This is a genomic window from Vibrio cincinnatiensis (assembly GCF_022113815.1).
Taxonomy (GTDB): Bacteria; Pseudomonadota; Gammaproteobacteria; order Enterobacterales; family Vibrionaceae; genus Vibrio; species Vibrio cincinnatiensis_A.
Map to the genome: position 1 here is coordinate 28,907 of NZ_SGOM01000007.1, position 15,581 is coordinate 44,487.

Consider the following 15,581-nt stretch of genomic DNA (forward strand, 5'->3'; position numbering starts at 1 on the left):
TTATTTCTCTGGAGTAAGGATGGTGGGGCCGCTATTTTCTAATAGATCGGGATAATCTAATGTGTAGTGCAGGCCTCGGCTCTCTTTACGCAGCATGGCACACCGAACCATCAATTCTGCCACTTGCAGTAGGTTACGCAGTTCTAACAAGTTATTGGAAACGCGGAAGTTACTGTAATACTCGTGGGTTTCTTGCTGCAGTAGTTGAATGCGACGTAATGCTCGTTCTAGACGTTTATCGGTTCGAACGATGCCCATGTAATCCCACATAAATAGGCGAAGTTCGTGCCAGTTATGCTGAATGACCACTTCTTCATCTGAGCACGTTACCTTACTTTCGTCCCAGTTTGGTAGTGATCTAGGCATTTGTGCGCTTGGGTAGCGGCGAAGAATATCTTGTGCAGCAGACCAAGCATAAACCACGCACTCCAGTAATGAGTTTGAGGCCATACGGTTTGCTCCGTGTAAACCGGTATAACTGACTTCACCAATGGCATACAGTTGATCAAGATCCGTCTGCCCCTGTTGGTTGATCATCACCCCCCCACAGGTATAGTGGGCGGCGGGAACGATAGGAATCGGTTCTTTGGTCATATCAATGCCAAGATCCATCAAACGGGTATAAATGGTAGGGAAGTGTTTTTCAATAAATTCAGCAGGTTTATGACTGATGTCTAAATACATGCAGTCTGCGCCTAAGCGTTTCATCTCATAGTCGATCGCACGAGCAACAATATCACGTGGCGCTAATTCAGCGCGTTCATCAAAGTCTGGCATAAATCGTGAGCCATCCGGACGGCGAAGATAGGCCCCTTCACCACGTAAGGCTTCAGTGAGTAAGAAATTACGCGCTTCTGGATGGTATAAGCATGTCGGGTGGAACTGATTGAACTCAAGGTTAGCAACTCGGCAGCCAGCTCGCCAAGCCATTGCAATACCATCTCCGGAAGAAACATCGGGGTTTGAGGTATATTGATAGACTTTGGACGATCCGCCCGTCGCCAATACCACAAATTTTGCACGAATGGTTTCAACATGTTCCACATTACGGTTCCAAACATAGGCTCCAACAACCTTGTTCGCATCCCCTCCGATTTTATCTTCGGTAATTAAATCTAGGGCGTTGTAACGTTCGAACAACCGAATGTTAGGATGATTATGAACATTATCTTGCAAGGATGTTTGCATGGCCATGCCTGTGGCATCGGCGGCATGTAGAATGCGTCGGTGACTGTGTCCACCTTCTCGGGTTAAATGATAGCGAGGGTGTTCATCATCGTCATTTTCTTCCCGATCAAAGGGAACACCACCATCAATTAACCACTGAACACATTCTTTGGCATGTTCGGCAATAAATTGAACCGTTTCTTGATTACAAATTCCAGCTCCCGCAATCAAAGTATCTTGAACATGGGATTCAATACTGTCGGATTCATCAAAAACGGCAGCAATGCCGCCTTGTGCATAATAGGTTGCCCCCTCGCTACGAGGTCCTTTACTCAATACGATCACGTTGCAGTGTGCTGCAACTTGTAGCGCTAAAGATAATCCAGCAGCACCGCTGCCTACGACTAACACATCGCATTGATGTTCTCGATTTACGTTCATAAGATGGTTAACTTCCTGAACTTAAAGTAGAGTGTTCCTACTCTAGATTAAAATAAAACACGAGTTGTATTCCGGTCGTTAGTGGTGTTACTAGGCCAACTAGCGAGAGTGAATCAAGCTACGTGAGTCCGTTTATTTCTGCCCAAGATCTCCGCGCTGACCTGCCTCGTCAGGCATGAGGGAATTAAAGCATAGTCATACCCACTGAAACGAAAATAGGGGATCCGGCTATTTTGCTGCTAAGGGCAATACTTTGTAAATGCTATTGTCTTTTTTAAAGGCTATCCCCACAATTTGTAGGTGTCGATCGTTAATGTTGACTAAAGCAAGAGAAGCAAAGTGAGTTTAGTATGGGTCTTGAATCCGCAACGGCATAATACCGTCGCATTAAGGGAAAATATTTTACCTTATATTTGAACTTTTCCTCACTTATTGAGTCACAATAGTGCTCATGTAGGCAGTGGTGTCAAGACAACATTCTGCATAATTAGAGTCCATATCTGAGAAGGTAAGGGAGATAACAATAGGAGTAACCGCTCGAATGAACGATCAACTGACCGATCAAGTGTTGATTGAGCGAGTTCAGAACGGAGATAAGCAAGCATTTAATCTGTTGGTATTGAGATATCAAAACAAGGTTTGCAATCTTATTTCTAGGTATGTGAGCAATTCTGGAGATGTGGCGGATGTTGCACAAGAAGCCTTTATTAAAGCTTATCGTGCTATCCCGACATTTCGTGGCGAGAGTGCGTTTTATACTTGGCTATATCGCATTGCTGTTAATACCGCGAAAAATCACATCGTAGCGCAAAGCCGCCGGCCGCCGGCGAATGATGTTGATGCTGAAGAAGCTGAATTTTACGAAAGTGGCAATGCACTCAAAGAAATATCGAACCCTGAAAACATTACGTTGTCCAAAGAGTTAAAGCAGGCGGTATTTAGTGCAATAGAAGCATTGCCTGAAGATTTAAAAACCGCGATGACGTTACGAGAGCTAGAAGGCTTAAGTTATGAAGACATCGCAGAAGTCATGGATTGCCCCGTTGGTACGGTGCGTTCTCGTATCTTCCGTGCTCGTGAAGCGGTTGAAAAGCGAATTAAACCGCTTTTATAGCGCCGCATAATGAGTAACAAAAATGGTGAAAATAATGGCTGACAAAGAAAAACTTTCAGCATTCATGGATGGAGAATTGGTTGATAAAGTGCTCATACAAGAAGTTGAGCATGACTCAATGAGTCTCGAAACGTGGAAAAACTACCATCTCATTGGTGATGTGATGCGTGGTGATGCTCCCGTACAACCAGAATGGAATATTGCTGAAAGTGTCGCTCTGGCATTAGAAAATGAACCGGCGCATACCTCGTTTACGAGTGCTGATAATGTGGCCGATCTCCACTTAGCAAAATTAGAGGCTCAGCCCAAGGTTGATCAAGCGCGTCGTCAACTGCCTTCTTGGTTGACTCAGTTGGGGCAAGTGGCTATTGCTGCGAGTGTCTCATTTGCCGTGATCATTGGTGTGCAGCAGTATGGAGGTGCCGATAGTGCAAGCGCGCAAGAGGCTCAGCTACCAGTATTACAAACCATTCCGTTTGCTGGTACTGCAGAACCTGTCAGCTTGACGCGTGATTCTGTGGCAAGACATGGTAGCAGTGAAGCGAACATGCAAGAGCAACGTCGCCGCATTAACGCGTTACTGCAAGATTATGAGCTACAGTTGAGACTAAATAGTGAGAATTTGATCCCTCACACAGACCCAGTTGAATCGGTAATTGAATGAAAAAAATTCTGATCAGTGTGCTGACACTGTTCAGTTTGAATGCGACTCCTGCCTTTGCAGAAAAACCTTCTGCAGAGGCTTTGTTGCATCAGATGAACGAAGCCAGTCAGCATCTTAATTATGAATTGTCTTATATTCTGATTAAGAAAAATAGCATTGAACCTTTGCTTTACCGCCATGCGCGACAAGAGAGTCAGCAGTTTGCCCATCTTGTTTATTTGAGTGGCCCTGTGCGCGAAGTGATTCGTCGTGGCAATGAAGTCAGTTATGTTGAGCCGGGCGTTGAACCATTTACGATTGAATCTGGCAATATGGTGGCCCCTACCATCCCAATGCTCAATAGTGATGTAACACAACTGAGCCAATACTATGACTTTGTTAAAATGGGACGGGCCCGTGAAGCGGGAACGGCTTGTCAGGTATTGCGAATTGTTCCCAAAGATGGCCTTCGCTATTCTTATGTTTTGTGGGTTGATGAAAATAGCGCATTGCCCCTGCGGGCCGATTTAGTTGATCGTGATGGTGAAGTGTTGGAGCAATACCGCACAATTTCGTACTCGATTAATGATAAATTAGCTCCTTTGATGTCTGGGTTAAATAATGTTCAGTTACCTGAAGTGTTATCTTTACCCAAAGGTAATATACAACAAACATTTTGGGCGGTTGGTTGGAAACCTGAAGGTTTTCAACCGCTTGAGTTGAATCGTTATCGTATGGCAATGACGGAACGATTGGTTGAAAGTCAAATGTTTTCTGATGGGTTATTTAATTTTTCTGTCTATGTATCGAGCCGTGATGATCATTCGCTGAAAGGGCAGTTAGTGCGTCAAGGGCGTCGAACCGTACACAGTTTTGTTAGTGGCGAAAACGAGGTCTCAGTGGTTGGTGATATCCCACCAGCAACGGCACAGCGCATTGCTCAATCGGTGGTTTTTGAAAGAGTCGGAGCAAAAAGCCAATGATGACGGCATTGGCAACCGTGACTGCGGTAGAACGACATTCGGCAGGGTATTGGGTTGACCTAAGCTGTGAGCAACAGACCAGTTGTAGCCATTGTCAATCAGCAAAAAGTTGCGGTACAGGTATGGTTTCTAAAGCCATCGGTAATAAAGCATTAGCTTGGCGATTGAACAGTGAAAAAACCGTCTCAGCTGGGCAAGTGATAGAAATTGGCTTTCCTGAGAAAAGTTTGTTGCAATCGGCAGCTTTAGTTTATCTCGTGCCTCTCTTGATGATGATTGCGGGAGCCGTGATCGCCGAGGCTTGGCTCGCCCCTTTGCTGAACATGGGGGAAGGCGGGGTGATCGGCTGTGCTTTACTTTCCATGATCGTAGGAGTGATGTTGGCGAGATATTATTCAACTCGATTATCAAAACGCTCTATCCAAGAAGTGATCTTACTGAGAGTGCTTGGTGAGCCCATCCTTTAAATTATGGTGCGAAGCCTAGCGAAATTCGGTAGAATCGGCCAACTTAAATGAAATGCCACTTCGGTGGCGTTTCTTATTCCCTAATCAGCAAAGAGTTTAGTCATCCCAAACCTATGAAGCACATTCGTAATTTTTCGATTATCGCCCACATTGATCATGGTAAATCGACCTTATCTGACCGTTTAATCCAAGTATGTGGTGGGTTGAGCGATCGTGAAATGGCAGAGCAAGTTCTTGATTCAATGGATCTTGAACGTGAGCGTGGTATCACCATTAAAGCGCAGAGTGTGACTCTCGACTATCAAGCCAAAGATGGCGAAACTTACCAGCTAAACTTTATCGATACTCCAGGGCACGTGGATTTCTCATATGAGGTATCTCGTTCTTTAGCGGCTTGTGAAGGCGCGCTACTGGTGGTTGATGCGGGTCAGGGAGTGGAAGCTCAGACTTTGGCCAACTGTTACACTGCCATTGAAATGGATCTCGAAGTCGTCCCGATTCTTAATAAAATCGATTTACCTGCTTCGGAACCTGAGCGAGTTGCCGAAGAGATCGAAGATATTGTCGGTATCGATGCTATTGACGCCGTTCGTTGTTCAGCCAAAACCGGGCTTGGTGTTGACGATGTTCTAGAAAAAATCGTATCAGCGATTCCTGCACCAGAAGGTGATCCTGAGGCTCCACTGCAAGCGCTTATTATTGACTCGTGGTTTGATAACTACTTAGGTGTTGTTTCTTTGGTGCGGATTAAAAACGGTAGCCTGAAGAAAAACGATAAAATCAAAGTGATGAGTACCGGGCAAATCTGGGGCGTAGATCGCATTGGTATTTTTACGCCTAAGCAAGTTGATACTTCTGGGTTAAATACCGGAGAAGTGGGTTGGGTTGTTTGTGGTATCAAAGATATCCTCGGTGCTCCTGTAGGGGATACCTTAACTCTGGCTAAAAATGGTTGTGAAAAGCCATTACCGGGTTTTAAAAAGGTCAAGCCGCAAGTCTATGCGGGCCTATTTCCTGTTTCTTCTGATGATTATGAAAACTTCCGTGATGCTTTAGGCAAACTTAGCCTCAATGATGCCTCGTTGTTTTATGAACCAGAAACATCGGCCGCATTGGGTTTTGGGTTCCGTTGTGGTTTCCTCGGCATGCTACACATGGAGATCATTCAAGAGCGTTTAGAGCGAGAATACGATCTTGATTTGATCACAACTGCCCCGACGGTGGTTTATGAAGTGCTCAAAACGGATAAAGAAATGCTGTATGTTGATAGCCCAGCGAAGTTGCCTGCTATCAATGATATTGAAGAGATCCGTGAACCGATTGCACGCTGTAATATCCTTGTCCCTTCTGATTACCTTGGTAGTGTTATTACCTTGTGTGTTGAGAAACGCGGTACGCAAGTTGATATGGTTTATCATGGCAACCAAGTAGCACTAACTTATGATATTCCTATGGCAGAAGTGGTGCTTGATTTCTTTGACCGTTTGAAATCGACCTCACGAGGTTACGCTTCATTAGACTATAGTTTCCAACGCTTTGATGCATCGGATATGGTCAGAGTTGATGTGTTACTTAATGGCGATAAAGTGGATGCTCTAGCTATCATCACTCATAAAGATCAAGCACAAACACGTGGCCGTCAGTTGGTTGAGAAGATGAAAGAATTCATCCCTCGACAAATGTTTGATATTGCGATTCAAGCTGCGATCGGTAACCACATTATTGCCCGTTCAACCGTTAAGCAGTTACGTAAAAACGTACTGGCTAAATGTTATGGTGGTGATGTCAGTCGTAAGAAAAAACTGTTGAAGAAACAAAAAGAAGGTAAGAAACGCATGAAACAAATTGGTAACGTGGAGTTACCACAAGAAGCGTTCTTGGCCATTTTGCATGTAGGTAAAGATTAACGGCTTCGGTGTGATAGAGCGGTTCGTCATCAACTTTCAAGTGAAAGGGCTTTGGCTCTTTCACTTTCGTATTTTTAGATAAGGGAAGGTAATGGCCAATACATTTTCACTCATTCTGGTGATTGTCACCCTCGTGACAGGGGTTATCTGGGCACTTGAACAGGGAGTGTGGAAGAAAAAGCGTCAGCAAAAGTTTGCCGAGTTAAAGGTGAATACTCAATCCTGTGAGTTAAAACAAGCCCCTCAACCATGGTGGATAGAAAATTCGGTGTCTATCTTCCCTGTGATTGCATTTGTTCTCGTTCTACGCTCATTCGTATTTGAACCTTTCCAAATCCCTTCTGGTTCTATGATGCCGACCTTGCTCGTGGGGGATTTCATTTTAGTTGAAAAATACGCTTATGGGTTGAAAGATCCTGTTTGGCGCACCCAATTGATTGAAACCGGCAAACCTGAACGTGGTGATATTGTTGTTTTTAAATACCCACCCAATCCGAGTGTCGATTACATCAAACGAGTCGTGGGCATGCCCGGCGATATCGTGCGTTATAGCTCAGAAAAAGAAATTTGTATTCAATCGCCCAATACCTCTCATTGTCAGCCAGTCAAATTATCCAATGTGGTTGAGAGTGAGTTTATTCAAAATCGTATTCCACTGATCCAGTTGGATGAACAATTGGGCGACCAGTCTCACCATATTTTAATTAACCCGCTGCGAATTGATAACGTGCAAGATTATCACCCTCGTTCAGGGGTAAATGAATGGGTTGTTCCACAAGGGCACTATTTTGTGATGGGTGATAACCGTGACAACAGTGCTGACAGCCGTTTTTGGGGCTTTGTACCAGAAGAAAATTTAGTGGGTAAAGCCGTTGCGATTTGGATCAGCTTTGAATTTGATCGTCGTCCTGACAGCTTTTTACCCACGTGGGTCCCAACCGGAGTGCGCTTTAGCCGCATCGGTGGCATTAATTAGGCCAGTTATACTGGCCCGTAACACATCGAGAGAGCATGAATTCTCCAATTAATAGACTAGAAACAAAGCTTTGTTATCAATTTAATGATGCGATGCTGATTGAGTTGGCACTGACTCACCGTAGTGCCAACGGAAAACATAATGAACGTCTTGAGTTTCTGGGCGATTCAATTTTAAGTTTTGTCATTGCTGATGAGTTGTATCACCGTTTTCCTAAGATTAATGAAGGTGATATGAGCCGTATGCGTGCGACGCTGGTACGTGGTAATACGCTAGCGGAATTAGGCCGAGAGTTTGGCTTAGGAGATTACTTAAAATTAGGTCCAGGTGAATTGAAAAGCGGTGGTTTCCGTCGTGATTCCATTCTGGCTGATGCCGTAGAAGCTATCATTGGCGCCATTTATTTAGACAGTGATATCGAGATGGTTCGTACCATCATATTGGGGTGGTACCAAACCCGATTAGATGCAATTAAACCAGGCGTATCACAAAAAGATCCGAAAACCCGCTTACAAGAATTCTTGCAGGGAAGAAGAAGTCCACTGCCGCTGTATAATGTGACTAACATTAAAGGTGAAGCACATAACCAAGAGTTTACGGTATCGTGCGAAGTAGCGGGGATTGCTAAACCGGTGATCGGGAAAGGCACTAGCCGTCGTAAAGCAGAGCAAGCGGCCGCAGAAATGGCTTTGGAGCAATTAACTCATGGCTGATAATGAATTCGATATCGATGCATATTTTGCGTCTAACGGTGAAGAAGCTGCCCCTTCTTCGCCTGAAAACCAACACTGCGGATTTATCGCAATTGTTGGCCGCCCTAATGTGGGTAAGTCGACACTGCTCAATAATATTTTGGGCCAGAAGATCTCCATTACGTCACGTAAACCTCAAACCACACGTCACAGAATTATGGGCGTGGATACCCGCGGTGATTATCAAGCCATTTATGTGGATACACCAGGGTTACATATTGAGGAAAAGCGGGCGATTAACCGTTTAATGAACCGAGCGGCAAGTAGCTCACTGAGTGATGTTAACTTGGTGCTATTTGTGGTGGAAGGGACACATTGGACGGCTGATGATGAAATGGTGCTGCATAAATTACAGCAAGCCAATTTTCCTGTAGTGCTTTGCGTGAATAAAGTCGATAACGTAAAAGATCGCAATGAAGTGATGCTGCACATGCAATCATTATCCAAATTGATGGAATTTGTTGATGTGGTACCGATTTCGGCTAAGCATGGCAAAAATATTGATGTTCTGCATAAGCATGTTCGTGAGCATCTACCTAAAGCGGTGCATCACTTTCCTGAAGAGTATGTTACGGATCGTTCTCAGCGCTTTATGGCATCCGAAATCATTCGTGAAAAACTGATGCGTTTTACTGGGGAAGAATTGCCTTACTCTGTTACGGTGGAAATTGAACGGTTTGATTACAACCCAGAAACGGATGGTTTTCATATCAATGCGTTAATTCTCGTTGAGCGTATTGGTCAAAAGAAAATGGTGATCGGTAAAAACGGTGAGAAAATTAAAACGATCGGCCGAGAAGCTCGGTTAGACATGGAAGAATTATTTGGCCGAAAAGTTTATCTGGAAACCTGGGTTAAAGTGAAGTCTGGCTGGGCTGATGATGAGCGAGCCTTACGCTCATTAGGCTATATTGATGATCTTTAACGATAAATCCATGATTCACGGATAAATTATTGCTGATTTTAGGGGGCGCTATGCTTGATGGTTTTCAGCGTTGCTTTGTCTTACATCGCCGCCCCTACAGTGAATCTAGCTTAATTTTAGATATTTTTAGTGAAGAATTTGGCCGTTTGACCCTAATGGCAAAAGGGGCAAGAGGAAAACGCTCAAACTTGAAAGGCGCACTACAACCTTTCACGCCACTACTTTTGAAATGGTCAGGCAAAAGCGCGATGAAAACCTTGCGCCAAGCTGAGCCTATTAGTTTGGGGCTTCCTCTTAATGGTATTAATCTTTATTCTGCATTGTATGTCAATGAGTTGATTGGGCGTATTCTTGCGCCTGAAGTTCCCTGTCCTGGTCTGTTTCACGATTATCTTTTTGCACTAACGGAATTGGCACAAAATCTCAATCCAGAGCCGGCATTACGCCGCTTTGAATTAGCTTTACTGGCATCGATGGGGTATGGGGTGGATTTTTTGCATTGTGCAGGAACAGGGGAGCCCGTTGATCCCACGATGACTTATCGTTATCGGGAACAGAAAGGGTTTATTGCATCGGTTCGGCAAGATAATTTAACCTTTTATGGTGATGAATTGATCGCCATTAGCGAACGTCGCTTTACCACTAAAGCACAATTACAAGCTGCCAAGCGCTTTACACGCATTGCGTTAAAGCCGTACCTTGGTGGAAAACCGTTAAAAAGCCGGGAGCTATTCCGGCAAACAACGCTATCTAGAGCACGGAGTATAGGAACATGAGCTCAATTCTTTTAGGTGTTAATATCGACCATGTCGCCACATTACGTAATGCCCGTGGTACCCGTTATCCCGATCCTGTTCATGCGGCTGAAATTGCAGAACGAGCGGGCGCTGATGGCATCACGATTCACCTGCGAGAAGATCGTCGCCATATTCAAGATCGTGATGTGCGTATTTTACGTGAAACGATCCAAACGCGTATGAATTTAGAAATGGCCGTCACGGATGAGATGGTAGAAATTGCGTTGCAAACAAAACCTGAATTTGTTTGTTTAGTTCCAGAAAAGCGTGAGGAATTAACGACAGAAGGCGGTTTAGATGTGGTTGGCCAACTTCCTAAGATCAAAGCGGCGACTGAAAAATTGACCGCTGCAGGGATTAAAGTCTCCCTCTTTATTGATGCAGATAAAGAACAGATTGATGCTGCTAAAGCATGTGGAGCTCCTTTTATTGAGCTGCATACGGGGCATTATGCTGATGCAACTTGTGATGATGAGCAACAGAGTGAACTGAAAAAAGTCGCGGCCGCCGCTGCTTATGCTGATGATCAAGGGATCACCGTTAATGCTGGCCATGGTCTGACTTATCATAATGTTGCCGCCATTGCTGCTATTCCTGAAATTTACGAATTAAATATTGGTCACGCTATTATTGGTCGGGCTGTATTTGATGGTTTAGAGAAAGCGGTGGCAGAGATGAGAGCCATTATGCAATCAGCTCGTCAATAGGAGACAAGATGGCGATCGTCGGGCTGGGGACGGATATTACGGAAATTGTTCGAATAGAAAAGGCATTGTCACGCAGTGGTGATGCCTTCGCTGCGCGTATCTTAACGCCAGAAGAGTTAGTCATATTTCATTCGTTAAAGCAAAAAGCCCGTTACTTAGCCAAACGTTTTGCTGCTAAAGAAGCGGCCTCTAAAGCTTTGGGTACGGGTATTGCTCACGGAGTCAGTTTTCAGGACTTCCAAGTTAGCAATGATGTTAATGGAAAACCGTTATTGATACTGAGCGGGAAAGCGGCTGAATTTGCTACTGCCGCTCAGATTACTGCAACCCACCTTTCTTTGTCTGATGAGCGTCATTACGCTTTGGCTACGGTTATTTTTGAATCCTGTGCTTAAGGCGATTTTGGGGGCTGAATATATGCTTTGGCTCCCGCTAGCACTTTATTCATCTCATCTTGTAATTCAAACAATTCAGGTTCTACATCACAAATAGCACTACCGGAACGCAGCATTTGCTCCAGCGATGCACAGACCGCTTTGAGTGACGGTACACCACTGTATGAACAGCTCCCATGCAGTTTATGAATATGGTGCAGTAAGTCCTCAATCGGGTATGACGCTTCTTCTAAGGCTTGCTCGACCACTTGAGCAACCTCTGGAATATAGTCAACCAAAAGCGTCAGCATTTCTTGTGCAAGATCGGCTTTTCCTGCCGCTTGTTTTAAAGCAAGGTCCCAGTCGATTACTGGTTTGATCTCCGTTGAGGAAACCTCGAGTTTTGGTGGAAGCATCACCGTCGATAGGGGGCGTGTTTCTAATCTATCGGTCGCATTTTGTGGGCTCCAATGGAGGAGCACTTGCTGTAAAACATGTTCCTCAATCGGCTTGGTAAGATAATCATCCATCCCTGCTTTTAACAAGCGATCCCGCTCTCCAAGCATGGCATGAGCGGTTACCGCAATAACAGGCGTTTGGGTATTGAGCGGTAACTGCTTGATCGCATGACAAGCGGTAACACCATCCATATGAGGCATTTGAATATCCATCAAAATAATATCAAATTGATGTAATTTGGCTTGCTCTACCGCAGCAGAACCGTCGGAACAAGCGATCACCTGTTCAACGCGTTCTTGCAGTAAAGCGGTGATCAGCTTCAGGTTGGCAGGGTTATCATCTACCGCCATGACAGTCAGTGGTAGCTTGTCTTGATAAGTTACCGGTTCAATCATTTCTACCGTTTGAGGTTGATGAGCGATCAAAATTTGCAGTAATTTTTTACGAGACAAAGGTTTTGTCATGCACTGAACGGGATAGGTTTTCATCAGTTGGTCTGCTAAGGCAAGTTCAGTACTCGGTATTCCAATAATCACATGTGGAGCAAGTGTGATTGCTCGCTCGATCCATTGCTCAACCTGAGAGGCGTCCGTCTCTTTATTCGGGGATAAGTTGAGTAGAACATAATCGTAATGGTCAGACTCCTCTGGAATCGCGGAGTGGTATGTGACCACTAATCCTGCTTGAACCAGTTGTTGCTGGACAATCGAAGCGGCTTGCATATTCGGTTCGATCAAGAGTAGCTGTTTTTGATCCAATACTTGAGGATCAATACGGTCGCTAATCGGCAGTTCGGTAGCGTGTAAGCGTAGCGTAAACCAGAAGGTCGATCCTTGGTGGAGTCGGCTGGTTAAACTGATTTCTCCCCCCATCTGACTGACCAGTTTTTGGGTGATGACTAACCCTAATCCAGTTCCGCCATAACGACGAGAAATGCTGGCATCCGCTTGACTAAAGGCTTGGAAGAGCTGAGCTTGTTGACGCTCTGAAATACCGATTCCGGTATCTCGTACCATAAATTGAAGCTCGACACTGTCGTCTCGTTGTGCTCGCATCTCAACGCTAATATCAATGTTTCCCCGCTCAGTAAACTTGATGGAGTTACCGACGAGGTTGGTTAATACTTGCTGAATACGAAGTGGGTCTCCAACCAGACCTACCGGAATTTTCGGGTCTACTTTTAGGGTGATTTCTAACCCTTTTTCATGGGCGCTGGTGGCTTGGAGGTTAACGACCTCTTCGAGCGTTTCTTGGAATTCAAATGGAATATTTTCCAAGGCGAGCTTACCGGCTTCGAGTTTAGAAAAATCAAGAATGTCATTAATGATGGTTAATAAGTTATTTGCTGATTTTTCAATTGTTTGAAGGTAGTCAGCTTGGCTGTTCGTTAACTGAGTTTTGAGCATTTGACGTGTAAAGCCGATCACACCATTGAGCGGTGTTCGTAGCTCATGCGACATATTGGCTAAGAATTCAGACTTAATTCTGGCGGCTTCTTGGGCTCGTTTTTTGGCAATATCTAACTCAATGTTTTGAATTTCCAATTGCTCAAGTGTTTCACGCAGATCGGAAGTGGCTTGGTCGATACTGTGTTGCATTTCGACATGATACTCAGAAAGGGAGACGGCCATGGCATTGATGCCTTTTTTCAGAGCATCTAACTCACCGTGCATTTTTCCTTCAATTCGTACATCTAAGTGGCCTCGACGAATGCGATCCACCATATTTTTCATGTGGGTGATTGGGCGTGTTACATCATGCATCAATCGAAAAGCAAAAACACCGGAAAGCGTTAGCCCCATCACTAACACCAAGCAGGCTGAAAAGATTTCCTGATATTGTTGTAGGCGCAAGGAAGAGAGGTCCAACTCTACCGCGATATAACCCAATGCCGGAGTCGTACGAGCACTGAGGTTGTCTTCAATTAAGCGCGTTTCTGATAAAATAGGCGTACGTAAAATCAGCGTATTGTCATAGAGTTGTGAGCTGCCCAAAACCGGAATCGGTTGATCTTTGGGGTACATTAACACTTCAAAATTGGGATGAAAGTTCGAAGTGACGAACAATTCATGGCGTGCATCAAAAACTGCAATACTGCGAACAAATTTAGAGTGTTTCCGATGGGCGTAACTGATGATTCGACGAACCGATTCACGACTTTGATTTTTTAAAGCCTCTTCACTGGCTATGGCAAGGGGCTCAATAATACTTGCCCCTGAATTGATCACTTGAATTTCCAAATCGTGATAGCGGTTAAAAGAGAATAAGGCGCTAAGCAATAACCCAATAATCAAGGTTGGAGCTAAAGTTAGAGTAATAACACGCGCACGTAAGCCATATTTGGTCATTATTGTCTAAACATCGTGGTGTGGATATGGGAAAATAACCCGCATCGAGTGTTGCAAAGCTATTCAATGAGCGGATAGCTTAATGCAATAACCCCGCTCTCGACAATCTTCCCCGTGCAGAATAGTGACGCTCGGGCAAAAAACCTTTTTATTCATCACAGTTAGGCACAGAGCATGGCACGTTTTTTTCAACCTAAGAAGAATACTTCACTTTCATCGAAACATCAGTCGGTGAGTGTTATCAAACTCGATCATCTCGGTGCCGGTATCGCTTATCAGCAAGGAAAACCGATTTTTATCGATGGTGCCTTGCCGGGTGAAGAGGTTGTGATTCAATTAACGGAAAGTAAGAGTAAGTTTGCCAGAGCAAAATTGATTAAAGTCCTACAGGCGAGCTCTGAGCGCGTTACACCGTTTTGTGCGTATTATCAGCAGTGTGGTGGGTGTGATTTACAGCACCTTAACCATACTGCGCAAGTGGCCCATAAACAGCAGACGCTTTCTCAGCTCATGAGTAAGTTTGCCAATCAGCAACTCGGCCTGTCAGAGCCGATTTGTGGGAAGAAAAAAGGCTATCGTCGCCGAGTGCGTTTAAGCCTGTTATGGGATAAAAAAACACAACAACTTCAATTTGGCTTTCGCCGTAAGCAGAGCAAGCAAATTGTTACCGTGACCGATTGCCCCGTTCTTGAACCGAGCCTTAATGCTCTATTGCCTCTGCTTAAAAAACAGCTAACTGCTTTGAGTCAGCCTCACCAACTGGGCCACGTTGAGCTGGTGAAAGGTGAAAATACGATTGCGCTTATGCTTCGCCATCTAGCTCCACTAAGCCAAGTGGATCAACAGCAATTACTGGCCTTTGCCGCAGAGCATCAGCTTTCTCTGTATTTACAACCCACAACAGAGCAGGTTGATCATCGGTATGGTGAACATCCAAACTATCAAGAAGCAGGGGCCTCTATTTCTTTTTTACCGAGCCACTTCATTCAGGTTAATCAATCCGTTAATCGGCAGATGGTAGAACAAGCCATTACCTGGTTGGATGTTCAAAGTGATGATCGAGTGCTAGATTTATTCTGTGGTTTGGGTAATTTTAGTTTACCTATCGCCCAATCGGCTTACTCAGTGGTCGGCATTGAAGGTGTGGATGAGATGGTTGAGTGGGCAAAATATAATGCAGAGTTGAACCAGATCAAGACGGCAACCTTTTACCAAGCGAATTTGGAACAAGATATGACCAGCCAGGCGTGGGCTGCCGCAAAATTTGATAAAATCTTGCTTGACCCTGCTCGAGCAGGGGCGGCAGGGGTGATAGATCACGTCGCAAGGCTTGGTGCTGAGCGTGTGGTGTATGTTTCATGTAACCCAGCGACGCTGGCACGAGATAGTCACAGTTTACTGAGTCAGGGATACCAGTTGGCTAAATTGACCATGCTTGATATGTTTCCACATACCAGCCACTTGGAGTCTATGGCTCTGTTTGTAAAAAATCGGTAAGCGGCCGAACTTTCAAATGTGAAA

Annotated in this window: 14 protein-coding genes; 12 read left to right on the top strand and 2 right to left on the bottom strand. The window is 44.7% G+C overall.

Annotated elements, in window-relative coordinates; all coding sequences use genetic code 11:
* Window positions 1-1,608 carry an L-aspartate oxidase gene (gene nadB, locus EXA13_RS10240; protein WP_238133094.1) on the bottom strand — a complete coding sequence of 536 codons (1,608 nt, stop codon included), beginning with the start codon at window positions 1,606-1,608 and terminating at the stop codon, window positions 1-3.
* 541 nt (window positions 1,609-2,149) lie between these two features.
* On the opposite strand from nadB, the gene rpoE reads away from it, so the two are divergent.
* The 11 genes from rpoE to acpS all read left to right on the top strand — a co-directional run bounded on the left by rpoE (window position 2,150) and on the right by acpS (window position 11,274).
* Complete coding sequence (gene rpoE / locus EXA13_RS10245; protein WP_078925990.1) at window positions 2,150-2,722, top strand: RNA polymerase sigma factor RpoE; 573 nt, start codon at window positions 2,150-2,152, stop codon at window positions 2,720-2,722.
* Window positions 2,723-2,756: 34 nt separating this feature from the next.
* Window positions 2,757-3,386: a sigma-E factor negative regulatory protein gene (locus EXA13_RS10250; protein ID WP_238133095.1), complete on the top strand. Its 630-nt coding sequence runs from the start codon at window positions 2,757-2,759 to the stop codon at window positions 3,384-3,386.
* On the top strand, window positions 3,383-4,348 hold the full coding sequence (rseB, locus tag EXA13_RS10255; RefSeq protein WP_238133096.1) for a sigma-E factor regulatory protein RseB: 966 nt from the start codon (window positions 3,383-3,385) through the stop codon (window positions 4,346-4,348). Before EXA13_RS10250 ends, rseB begins: the two co-directional genes overlap by 4 nt.
* On the top strand, window positions 4,345-4,815 hold the full coding sequence (locus EXA13_RS10260) for a SoxR reducing system RseC family protein (protein WP_238133097.1): 471 nt from the start codon (window positions 4,345-4,347) through the stop codon (window positions 4,813-4,815). Before rseB ends, EXA13_RS10260 begins: the two co-directional genes overlap by 4 nt.
* Before the next feature lie 113 nt (window positions 4,816-4,928).
* The gene (gene lepA, locus EXA13_RS10265) at window positions 4,929-6,722 is read left to right on the top strand and encodes a translation elongation factor 4 (RefSeq protein WP_238133227.1); all 1,794 of its coding nucleotides are present in this window, start codon (window positions 4,929-4,931) and stop codon (window positions 6,720-6,722) included.
* Window positions 6,723-6,813: 91 nt separating this feature from the next.
* Window positions 6,814-7,698, top strand: coding sequence for a signal peptidase I (gene lepB, locus EXA13_RS10270; RefSeq protein ID WP_238133098.1), 885 nt, complete (start codon window positions 6,814-6,816; stop codon window positions 7,696-7,698).
* A 35-nt stretch (window positions 7,699-7,733) separates the two neighbouring features.
* Complete coding sequence (rnc, locus tag EXA13_RS10275; RefSeq protein ID WP_238133099.1) at window positions 7,734-8,411, top strand: ribonuclease III; 678 nt, start codon at window positions 7,734-7,736, stop codon at window positions 8,409-8,411.
* Window positions 8,404-9,375 carry a GTPase Era gene (era, locus tag EXA13_RS10280; RefSeq protein WP_238133100.1) on the top strand — a complete coding sequence of 324 codons (972 nt, stop codon included), beginning with the start codon at window positions 8,404-8,406 and terminating at the stop codon, window positions 9,373-9,375. The genes rnc and era overlap by 8 nt, the downstream gene beginning before the upstream one ends.
* A gap of 50 nt (window positions 9,376-9,425) precedes the next feature.
* Complete coding sequence (gene recO, locus EXA13_RS10285; protein ID WP_238133101.1) at window positions 9,426-10,151, top strand: DNA repair protein RecO; 726 nt, start codon at window positions 9,426-9,428, stop codon at window positions 10,149-10,151.
* Window positions 10,148-10,879 carry a pyridoxine 5'-phosphate synthase gene (pdxJ, locus tag EXA13_RS10290; protein WP_238133102.1) on the top strand — a complete coding sequence of 244 codons (732 nt, stop codon included), beginning with the start codon at window positions 10,148-10,150 and terminating at the stop codon, window positions 10,877-10,879. Before recO ends, pdxJ begins: the two co-directional genes overlap by 4 nt.
* An 8-nt stretch (window positions 10,880-10,887) precedes the next feature.
* Window positions 10,888-11,274, top strand: coding sequence for a holo-ACP synthase (gene acpS, locus EXA13_RS10295; RefSeq protein ID WP_238133103.1), 387 nt, complete (start codon window positions 10,888-10,890; stop codon window positions 11,272-11,274).
* On the opposite strand, the gene barA is transcribed toward acpS, so the two are convergent.
* Window positions 11,271-14,060, bottom strand: a complete 2,790-nt coding sequence (gene barA / locus EXA13_RS10300; protein WP_238133104.1) for a two-component sensor histidine kinase BarA — start codon at window positions 14,058-14,060, stop codon at window positions 11,271-11,273. The two genes, acpS and barA, sit on opposite strands and share 4 nt — an antisense overlap.
* 174 nt (window positions 14,061-14,234) lie before the next feature.
* On the opposite strand from barA, the gene rlmD reads away from it, so the two are divergent.
* On the top strand, window positions 14,235-15,557 hold the full coding sequence (gene rlmD / locus EXA13_RS10305; RefSeq protein WP_238133105.1) for a 23S rRNA (uracil(1939)-C(5))-methyltransferase RlmD: 1,323 nt from the start codon (window positions 14,235-14,237) through the stop codon (window positions 15,555-15,557).
* Window positions 15,558-15,581: the final 24 nt, after the last annotated feature.